The organism is Mycoplasma testudinis ATCC 43263 (assembly GCF_000687795.1).
In the GTDB taxonomy this organism is placed as follows: Bacteria; Bacillota_I; Bacilli_A; order Mycoplasmatales; family Mycoplasmoidaceae; genus Mycoplasmoides; species Mycoplasmoides testudinis.
Genome location: NZ_JHXT01000030.1, coordinates 1 through 10,233 on the forward strand (window position 1 = coordinate 1; position 10,233 = coordinate 10,233).

11 protein-coding genes, 1 other RNA gene and 1 pseudogene are annotated in these 10,233 nt (G+C 32.4%); 5 read left to right on the top strand and 8 right to left on the bottom strand.

Annotated features, from left to right (window positions below; genetic code table 4):
• Positions 1-319, top strand: a pseudogene (locus T384_RS07425) (hypothetical protein); the annotation flags it as partial.
• A 252-nt stretch (positions 320-571) separates the two neighbouring features.
• On the opposite strand, the gene tyrS reads toward T384_RS07425, so the two are convergent.
• The 8 genes from tyrS to T384_RS0105635 form a co-directional block, all read right to left on the bottom strand.
• Positions 572-1,801, bottom strand: coding sequence for a tyrosine--tRNA ligase (gene tyrS / locus T384_RS0105600; RefSeq protein ID WP_027120180.1), 1,230 nt, complete (start codon positions 1,799-1,801; stop codon positions 572-574).
• Positions 1,802-1,815: 14 nt separating this feature from the next.
• Complete coding sequence (locus T384_RS0105605; protein WP_036499406.1) at positions 1,816-2,439, bottom strand: ribonuclease HII; 624 nt, start codon at positions 2,437-2,439, stop codon at positions 1,816-1,818.
• Complete coding sequence (ylqF, locus tag T384_RS0105610) at positions 2,429-3,262, bottom strand: ribosome biogenesis GTPase YlqF (RefSeq protein ID WP_027120182.1); 834 nt, start codon at positions 3,260-3,262, stop codon at positions 2,429-2,431. Before ylqF ends, T384_RS0105605 begins: the two co-directional genes overlap by 11 nt.
• A gap of 5 nt (positions 3,263-3,267) precedes the next feature.
• Positions 3,268-4,722, bottom strand: coding sequence for a YitT family protein (locus T384_RS0105615; protein WP_052663607.1), 1,455 nt, complete (start codon positions 4,720-4,722; stop codon positions 3,268-3,270).
• Between the two features lie 26 nt (positions 4,723-4,748).
• Positions 4,749-5,141, bottom strand: a complete 393-nt coding sequence (gene rplS, locus T384_RS0105620) for a 50S ribosomal protein L19 (protein WP_027120184.1) — start codon at positions 5,139-5,141, stop codon at positions 4,749-4,751.
• Positions 5,119-5,835 carry a tRNA (guanosine(37)-N1)-methyltransferase TrmD gene (trmD, locus tag T384_RS0105625; protein ID WP_027120185.1) on the bottom strand — a complete coding sequence of 239 codons (717 nt, stop codon included), beginning with the start codon at positions 5,833-5,835 and terminating at the stop codon, positions 5,119-5,121. Before trmD ends, rplS begins: the two co-directional genes overlap by 23 nt.
• Positions 5,836-5,847: 12 nt before the next feature.
• Positions 5,848-6,147, bottom strand: a complete 300-nt coding sequence (gene rpsP / locus T384_RS06775; protein WP_052663609.1) for a 30S ribosomal protein S16 — start codon at positions 6,145-6,147, stop codon at positions 5,848-5,850.
• Between the two features lie 377 nt (positions 6,148-6,524).
• Positions 6,525-7,448 carry a ZIP family transporter gene (locus T384_RS0105635; protein ID WP_036499410.1) on the bottom strand — a complete coding sequence of 308 codons (924 nt, stop codon included), beginning with the start codon at positions 7,446-7,448 and terminating at the stop codon, positions 6,525-6,527.
• A 182-nt stretch (positions 7,449-7,630) separates the two neighbouring features.
• Here T384_RS0105635 and T384_RS0105640 point away from each other — a divergent pair, with 182 nt between their 5' ends.
• The 4 genes from T384_RS0105640 to T384_RS06780 form a co-directional block, all read left to right on the top strand.
• Positions 7,631-8,962 carry a hypothetical protein gene (locus T384_RS0105640; protein ID WP_027120187.1) on the top strand — a complete coding sequence of 444 codons (1,332 nt, stop codon included), beginning with the start codon at positions 7,631-7,633 and terminating at the stop codon, positions 8,960-8,962.
• A 230-nt stretch (positions 8,963-9,192) separates the two neighbouring features.
• Positions 9,193-9,610, top strand: a transfer-messenger RNA (tmRNA) gene (gene ssrA / locus T384_RS07180).
• Positions 9,562-9,696, top strand: coding sequence for a hypothetical protein (locus tag T384_RS07595; protein ID WP_281171274.1), 135 nt, complete (start codon positions 9,562-9,564; stop codon positions 9,694-9,696). The genes ssrA and T384_RS07595 overlap by 49 nt, the downstream gene beginning before the upstream one ends.
• 259 nt (positions 9,697-9,955) lie before the next feature.
• Positions 9,956-10,233, top strand: a 278-nt coding sequence (locus T384_RS06780) for a transposase (RefSeq protein ID WP_036498677.1), incomplete at its 3' end; no start/stop codon positions are given.

Below are 10,233 nucleotides of genomic sequence, written 5' to 3' on the forward strand. Positions count from 1 at the left end.
ATATTTTTTAATCCCGATTATAGACCGAACAGCTGCATCAATGAATGGCACAATCAAGGAATTAATTAGTGACCATCCACTTGGAACGTTTAAATCATTGACAGTAGACAATGGGAAAGAATTTACAAACCTTGAAATTATTCGTGAAGAACACAAACTACCAATTTATTCTGCTGATGCATACGCTTCTTACCAGCGTGGATCAGACGAAAATGGAAATAAAATTTTTAGACAATTTTGCCCGAAAAAAAACTGACTTTGCTTTAATATCAAAATCACGTCTAACTGAGATTGAAAATCTAATCAACGACAGACCTAAAAAAGTTCTAGGCTACAAGGCACCAAATGAAGTTTGAAGTGAATATATCAAAAAAGTTAAACTAAAAGTCAAACGAGCATCTGAGAATAATTGGTAGTGTTGCACTTAAATTTACAATCTACTTTTTTTAAAACCTTGTTTTTAATTCCATGCAATGGTTTGGAAGTTTTTCACCTACAACACTTTTACTCTGATTTAAAATCGAAATATTGGTAGTAATTTTTGCTTGTCGTTATTAAAAAAATATAATTACTAAATAAAATTAACTTTCAAGTGTTGTTTTTTACCTTTGTGAACGACCACAGATTTTGCTTTAATAATATTTTTGTCTAAGTTTAATAATTGATCAGAAACCTTAGTATCATTTAAAGTAATCCCGCCAGCTGTTATTAATCTTCTAGCTTCACTTTTTGATTTTGCAAAACCAATTGCAACTAATAAACTAGCTACAGATAAATCATCCAAAGTTGCTAATTCAAGATCTTTTTCGGGCATATTAGAAATATCGTTGCTAAATGCAGCTAAAGCTTGTTTTTTTGCTAATTCTGCTGCTTTTGTGCCATGGACAATAGAAGTTAAAGTAAACGCTAACAAATGTTTAGCCTCTATTAGTTGTTTTCCTTTTAATTTTTTAATTTTTGTTAACTCACTTTCAGGTGTATCAGTTAATAATTTAAAGAAATGGAAAACATCAGCATCATTGATATTAATTCAGTATTGGTAAAAGTCATAAGGACTTGTTTTATTGGGGTCTAACCACAAAGCGCCAGAAGCTGTTTTTCCCATTTTTGTTCCATCGGTTTTTGTTAATAACGTTACAGTCATTCCAAAAACCTCTTTTTGTTCGATCCGACGAATTAAATCAACTCCCGCTATAATGTTAGCTCATTGATCATTTCCACCTAATTGTAAGGTTACGTTATGCTTTTGATTTAAAAACAAAAAATCATAAGCTTGCATAACCATGTAATTTAATTCCAAGAATGACAAACCATTTTCTCAGCGAGCTTTATAAGCATCTGTTGCTAGCATTTTATTCACAGACATTTGAGTCCCTACTAAACGCAATAATTCAATTCATTTTAAATCTAATAACCAATCTGCATTATTAAAAAAAGTTGCTGCATTTTTACCTTTAAATGAAATGAAACGTTCCATTTGTTTTTGCATTTTTGCACAATTCTGTAAAATGATTTCCTTCGTCATCATTTTACGCATATCAGTTCGACCACTTGGATCACCAACATGACCAGTGCCACCACCTAAAATTAAAAATGGTTTGTGCCCTGCTGCTTGTAAATGTTTTGCGATTGTTAACATTAACAAGTGACCAACATGCAAACTGTCAGCTGTTGGATCAAATCCAATATAGAAATTTATTGATTCATTCATTAAAGCTTTTTCTAATTTTTCTGGATAAATCGTTTGGGCGATTAAACCTCGTTGTTGGAGGTATTTCAAAACATTTTTCTTTGTTGACATATTTTTTTCCTTTATTATTGTTTTTTCTTTTTTAGGTCGCTAATCGGTTTATATGAAAAACGATGATAGTCTTTAATAGGACCATATTTGATTAAAGCCTGAAGGTGTTGTTTAGTGCCATACCCTTTATGATTTTTAAAACCATATTGTGGATAAGTTTGATCTATATCAATTAGTAAATCATCACGATAGACTTTGGCAATAATACTTGCTGCAGAAATTGTATACGATTTTTTATCTCCGTGAACAATTCCTTCAATATTTAAATTATCAATTTTTACCTGTTCATAATCAACTAGGATTCGATTAGCCTTTAAGCCTAATGTTTGAATGATTTCAATCATTCCTTTAATGGAGGCTTTTTTAGGCCCAAGTAAATCAACATCTTTTACCGAAATTATCGCAATTTTATAATCAATAGTATTCGCAATAATTTCTTTACTTAACAATCTTCTTTTAATATCTGATAGCAATTTACTATCAGTAATTAGAGGATTAAAATATCGTGGCTTGAGAATAACACCACAAACAACTAAAGGTCCGGCTCAGCAACCACGACCAACTTCATCTATGCCCAATACTAAATCTGTTGGTTTGTAATTACAACGATCAAATAAGTAAGCCTCATTAAATTTCATACTCAAAATTAATTTTACCTATTTTCCCACTAGTTAAATCACTAAAGAAAGTTTGTTGCGCCCGATCGTAATCTAACTGATTGCCCTTTAAAAGAAACTTTCTTTTACTGGCTAATCGTTCTAAAAAAAATTCATAATTCTCATCAATTTCAAATTGATAAAATTTTGTAATTAAAGCTAAATAGTGCTTGGTTAAATAGCGATATCCAAACAACATAACTTCGTTTAAAGGAACCACTTCAGGTTTAATGATTCCCATTAAAACCAATTTAGCTCCAACATTAAATTCATCAATTTTTTTAAACAAAATACCTGGTGTATCCAATAAATTAAATCGATCATTTAATTTAACTTGACTAATTTTTTTAGTTACTCCTGGACGATTTTCAACTCGTAAATGACTTTTTTTAATTAGAGTGTTAATCAAACTTGTTTTACCAACATTTGGTAATCCGATAATCATTACTTGATAGTTACTGACTAACAAACCTTTAGCTTTATTTTTAGCGGTTTTAGAAGCAGTAATTGCTTCTAATTTTTTAATGATAACCTTAACTAAATTCATATCGTATTTACTCGCATAAACCAAATTTGGTTTATTAGTAAATGTTTTTATATCAACTAAATCACTTTTTAATGCAACTTGCAATAAAGGCTTTGACCCAATTAAGGTTTCTAATTCATGGTTACTAGTTAAGTTTACACCACGAGCATCCACAACTTCAATCACTACATCGACGGATTTAAGAATTTGACCAATTTGATCAGTGGCTTTTTTCATGTGCCCTGGGAATCAGTTGATCTTTTGTTGTGAATTTTCCATAAAAATTAAGCTTCTGTTGATTCTGTTATATAGACATATCCATCGATGCCACGAATGGTAGTAATAGATAACAAACAATTTTTGTCTACAGTTCGGATCAAGCGAATTAATCTTGGAACTTCAATATACATTGAAATTGTAACAATGATTTGACGTTTATCCATACTGTATCCACCAATAATGTCTTGAATCGATAAACTATGAGGATTTTTATCATTAATCAATAAATCACGGATGTCTTTAATCTTATCGGTAAAGATTTCAACTCGAGCCAAACGATAGCGCGGGAATCACGAATCCATCAAAGCACCAAAAATAACAGCGGCAAATAATGTGGTAACTAAATTTGGCGAAAAATATAAAGGTGCGCCTCAAGCAAAATCTTTCACAGGCAAACCTGTAGTAGGATTAAGGACATTTGCTGGAATATTATCTAGTACTAAGCTTCCTGGAATATATGAACCAAGTAAAACACCAATAATTAAAACTGCAGTATTGACGTATAACAAAATACCACCAATCGATTTTTGTTTGGCATTTGCAAATCATTGACTAATGAAATCTGCGCCTCCAGTACAACCACCTGTAACAAAAATAACCGTATAAAAAATGCCTACAACTACAGCAAAAACAACTCCATAAAACAATAATCCGATTGCTTTAGAAGCGTCAGGACCATAACCTCAAATTACTGGAATAAATCGCAAAGCGCCTTTAAAGTTATCAGTTAAAAATTGAGCATTTTCTGGATGGCTAACTAAGTTCTTGGTTAAATCAGTAAGAATTTGACTATCATTAGCATTTGTAAAAACAACAATATTACTTACATTTGGAATAAACCCTAATGCTAAACCAAACAAGTTGTTTAACACAACGTAAATGATTGACAAAATGGTAAAACGCTTACCTAATTTAAAATACGAGAAAATGATTAATGGAATATTCATTACTAAATAAACCATTCAGAACACTATGTTAAACGCGGCTTCAACGGTCGCGCTTGGAACTTCTGGATTTAAAGCCAATTTAACAAATGTCAAACGCGCTAGACCTTGAGTAAAAGAAGATAATCCAAAATTATAAATACCTGTATTTTGAACAAGAATCAAAGTTACAAAACCCATCAATAATGAAGCGATACTAACAATAAGCATTCTTGTCCAAAGCTTTTTTGGACCATACAAATTAGAAAAACGCAAGATTGCTGAAGTCAATCTTGCTCGTTTTAAGCTAGCATTAAATGTTGGCCCTGTGGCTTGTAACGCTTTCTTTGAATCTTTATTGTCAAAAAGCGTATTAGTTTGACGTTGTGCGTCAGTTGGTGCACTTCCTAAACTAACAACATTTTTGATTGAAGTTTGCTTGTCATCACAATTCTCTAATTGATTGGATTCTAAGGGAGCATCTTTTTGACTTGTATCAGCAACTTCATTAACTGAAGCAGGTTCTTGTTTATTCATAGAAAGATGTAAAAATAAATCCTAAATTAATTAACTTTAGATTGTGTTGTATTTGTGCGTACTTTTTCTTGAATGCGTGCAGATTTACCTGAACGTTGTCTCATATAACTAATATAAGCACGTCGTACACGACCTTGACGTTTTAGTTCAATTGAAATGTTTGGATTGTGGACATGAAAGTTTTTTTCGATTCCAACACCATCAGTTTCTTTACGAACAATAAAAGTTTTAGAGATTCCGCGGCCAACAGTTCGAAGAACTACGCCTTCAAATTTTTGAATCCGAGTCTTTTTGTTTTCAATAATTTTAATGGAAACAACAACGACATCTCCTGCTTGAAAATTAGGAACATCTTTTTTTAATTGTGGAGCTTCAATTTTCTTGATAATTGCTGCTTTATTTATTTTTTGACTTGCCATTGGTTTTGCCTTTCGTATGCTTAAGGTATTTTACATATAAATCTGGACGATTTTGTTTTGTAATTCTAATTTGTTCATTTAAATTGAACTTTTCAATTGCTTGATGATTACCTGATAATAGAACTTCAGGTACTTTAAATTCATTATAAATAGCTGGTTTTGTATATGATGGATGATCTAATAAATTGTTATTAAATGATTCGTGTTGTAAACTAGCGGGATTGATGACATCATTAATCAGTCTAACAACACTTTCAATAACAACCATTGCGGGAAGTTCTCCTCCCGTTAAGACATAATCACCAATCGAAATTTTTCCATCAACGTAATTTTCAATCCGTGCATCAAAGCCTTCATAGTGTCCTGCAATCAAAATTAAGTGATCTACTGTTTTAGCAATGTTTTGCGCTTTTGATTGCTCAAACAAAACTCCATCAGGTGATAACAAATAAACTTTGGACGAATCTGTTTTAATTGCTTGTAAGCATTTAACAATAGGATCTAGCATTAAAACCATTCCGGCTCCACCACCAAAGGCTGTATCATCAACTTTTTGGTGTTTATCTGTTGCATAATCACGAAAATTAATTACTTCAATTTTAACAATTTGTTTTTGCTGAGCTAACCGTACAATTGAGGTTTTTAAAAACTCATCAAACAAATTTGGAAAAAGCGAGAGGACACTAATCCGCATGAATAAAAATAACTAAGCAGTTGCTTTAGTTGTCTTTTTAGTTTCTTTGGAAGCTTTTGGTGTTTGAGCCATAAACTTTGCTCAAATACCTTTTTTCTTCAAAATAGCTTTGATTGTATCAGTTGGTTGAGCACCCTTTTGCAATCATTCCATTGCTAAAGTATCTTGCAATTCAACTTTTTCAGTTGCTGGATCCATATTACCTAATAAAGCAATATATTTACCATCACGTTTTGCACGTGAATCAACAACTACAATTCGATAACTTGGTAGCCCATGGCGACCAGTTCGCATCAATCTAATTTTTACCAATCTAATGTCTCCTTATAACTATTAATAATGAATATAGCGCGTAATAGTATAACAAATGAATCAATTTATTGTAAAAGTATTTAGCACTAAAACCATTAAATTTAAGAAAAAAATATGAAAAAAAGGAAGTTATAAACACGTCTTTAATAAAATTGTTGACAGAATTTAAAATTTCACAGAAGCTGGTTTTTGATATTTTTTTAAACTTACTCTAATTTTTTCGCAGCAATCAGAAAAAAAACCCACAATCAATTTTGCTCTATACCTCCTTAGGTATTCAAGTTTTATTTATTTAACTTGTCTACTTCAAACGGTATAGAGCATTTTGTGGATTTTTTGTTTTATTTAAAGTCAAAGAAGGATGGGTTGAGAATTGATTATCCAAATGTACTTAAAACCACCGCAACAACAATTCCGGCTGCAAAAAATAACAAAACTTTGTATCAATTACGGGCCGATGAATCTTTATAGTGGATAAATTCAGGAACAATTTCAACAATCCCTACAAATGTTAACATGGCACCTCCAGAACCATTGACCAAAGGAATAAACCAACCAATGGCTGCTAAATATTGATGAATATAAGCACCAAAAATCATAATAGGAACAATTGCTAACAAAGTGTAAAGATTATATAAGGCTGCTTTTCAGCGTTTTTGACCATACTGAATTTGTCGATAGAAAACTAAAGTAGCAGCTACAAGAATATGCAAATTAAAGGTGACAACAAAACCGATATCTATTTGTTCAGGAGCGCTGCTTAACAAAGCTACCACACCTCCTGAAATAAATCCATCAATCATTCGGTGACTCAAAATCAAAAAAATAACAAGCCAGGCTGCTTTAATGGTTTTTGCATCGACATCATTTAAACTAGTTAAAACATCGCTATGACCGTGCAATTCATGTTTGGAATGAACTTCTCCAAAAAACTTAATAAAAAAGAACCTAAAAGTCAAAACAATTGTTAACCCGATTAAAACTCCACCACCAACAATTCCGACAGGAATACCATTGATCGCAGCTGACGAAGTCAATTTTGCTGTCTGTAAATATTCACTAGCTCCATCAAATGATTCACGGATTAAATCAACCGTTCCTAAAATAATGAATACAGCTGCACCAAAGGCATAAATATAAAACATCGTAATGGCTTTAATTTTTGGTTTAATTAATGATAAACCTAAAACAAAAGCGCTTGGGCCACCCAACAAGATAACAGCATAAATTAATAAATTAACTAGAATGGCAACTTGTAAGTTACCACTAAAAGCATCAGCCTGAAACGGAAAAGTGTTCATTTGTTGTCCTCCACAGCAAATAAGTATATAGCTTTTTTTGATTTTATTTATAAATTTTATAAATTAGTTAAATCAAATTGGTTCCGTTTTATTTTTAAAATAGACCTTGATAAAGTATCTAAAATACTCGTAGAACAATTAATTTAGGTAAAATATACTACTTACATTGCTTAGGAGTTTTTATGAAAAATAAAAAAGGGCGCAAACGAATTTGATTAGCTTTAATTAGTTTTTCAATTCTACCAATTGGGGCAATTGCGGTCGCATGCGGAAATCAAAAGATCGATCCACAACCAAGCGATAGTACAACCCAAACACCAGCAAATAATCAAATTGATTCATTTTGAACTGATTTTAAATTTGGTTCATCTTTACTAAATCCTAATCAAAACAATTCAAATACTACTCTTTTGTCTCCAACAAGAGACAATCCGTCGACACAAAATCCGGGGTCTACACCAACCTCACCAGAAAACCCAAACCCGTCTTCTCCGACAACTATCACACCAACTAGTCCTCCGGCTCCCGAAAAACCACAACCAGAGAATCCTTCGTCACCATCTCAACCACCAACACCAGATAAACCATCTAATCCTCCAGTAACTCCTCCGGCTCCCGAAAAACCACAACCAGAGAATCCTTCGTCACCATCTCAACCACCAACACCAGATAAACCATCTAATCCTCCAGTAACTCCTCCGATTCCAGAAACTCCTTCATCACCATCTCAACCACCAGCAGCAGATAAACCATCTAATCCTCCAGTAACTCCTCCAACTACTCCAAATCCACCAAAACCTGAAGTTCCTGTTTTTGTTCCTTCGGCAAAATCTTTAAACGTTGACCAAAGTAAATGAAACCTTAAAACAAATAATCCAGATTCTGAAAGCAAAAAAATATTTAATATCATCGCTCCCCAATATACTTCAAGAACCGCCGGAATTATTGGAGCAGGATTATTAACTCAAATATACAACGGATTGCACAACAATAATCCTGCACAAATCGATGGTTTTAATTTTAACGACTTCTTATTAGTTATGTACCAAATTAAAGAATTAACTGACGTGTATAACAATTTAGGTACTTATGTGCAAAATCTTGTTCCAGATAATCGGACAGTTGATTTGTCACAAATAAGTAAAGATGCTATTTTTGGACAAAGTATTTTCTACAACAAAACTAATAATTCTTATACAGTTATAACAACCTGAACGGCCAAATTGAACAATAAGGATTTTGTTTATACAAGAACAACCGTCTATTCAGATTATGTTTGAATCTCTGATGCTAGATTTACTTGAAAATCTAACACCAACCAAAGCGTCAGCTATGATGGAAAACAACTAAATTCTTCTTCTCAAACCGCTAGCGGAAATAACTTCTATGGTGATTTCATTCGACTACAACAACCTGGAACTAATGTCTTCTATATTTTTAAACTTAACCCGCTTCCAGGACAAAATAATTTCACTTTAGATGTCAACCCAGACGTTGCAAGGCTATTAAATTAGCCTATTAATTTAGATCACTTCAAATTAATTTTTCAAGCACTACCGAATACTATAATTAAATATTTAAAATTGCGTAGTTCCAATGACGTTGATACAGAATTCATGTTTCTATTGGATACTAATAACTAGTCTGTATAAACCTAACACGATTTTTGTTTCAGATCGTTAATTTAGTTAATAGCTAATCTCTCATAATAAAATCTTTTTTATTTCCTATATAATATGCGTATGGGGATGTCACGATTTCGACATAATTGATAGACCCATAGATGCAGTGGGGTCAGCCCCTTATAGCTCAAGGTTTAAAATTAACCGACAAACACGACGAACAATTGATTGAAGCGGACGATAACTTCCAAATGGATGAAAACTTCCTAATCAACCAACAAGCAAACTACAACTTCGCATTCGCTGCTTAGTCTTGTACTAGCTCACTCAAACTGGTGACAGTTACCTAACTAGTTTGTTTTAAAAGTCAGTAACTCGTTCTTATCACGCCGATAAATAAGAATTAAATTTTTCGGCTTACTAGTTAATGGTTGTGCGATAGCCCTAATTAACTGGGAATTCAAAATTTATCGTACTAAACTGTAGACTCTATGGCAAAGTCGATTGTGGAAACGGGTTTAACTCCCGTCATCTCCACCATGACTTTAATGACAATAAGAACTAGTTTGATTCTAGTCAAAGTCACCAAAAATATTTCTGCAAAACAAATAAATAACAAAAATTAAAAATGTTATATTGCGAAAAAGGGGATTACATATACCCCTTTTTTCGTTTTATAAAGAGTATCTGTTAAACAAACTATGACATTATTACCAATTAGATATTTCATTTTGCAGAGTTGATTAAAAGCTTTAATATCTTGATCAGTATAAGAAACTCCTGATTTAATCTCTACAAATTGTAAAACTCCGGTAGTAATGAAATAAGTGTGTTAAATTGGCATCGTGTTAAAATTCAAATAATTAATTAAGGATGATTAACAAGATGGCAAAGAAAATAACTCCAAAACCACCTAAATCTGAAAATTATCGAAAAGTAATGGACCAATTTAACCAATTGGTACTAGGAAACCCAGATATTTTTGATGCTAGCAGTGCCAATAGTTTAATTAAATCAATGACAGAAGTATTTTCTGAACCACTGAATGCACTTCTTAAAGCCGAAATGGATGAACATTTAGGAAGAAGCGAATACGAGCGTTCTGAAAACTCCAATCGCCGGAATGGTTTCATTGAAAAAACTGTTAGTTCATCAGTAGGGAA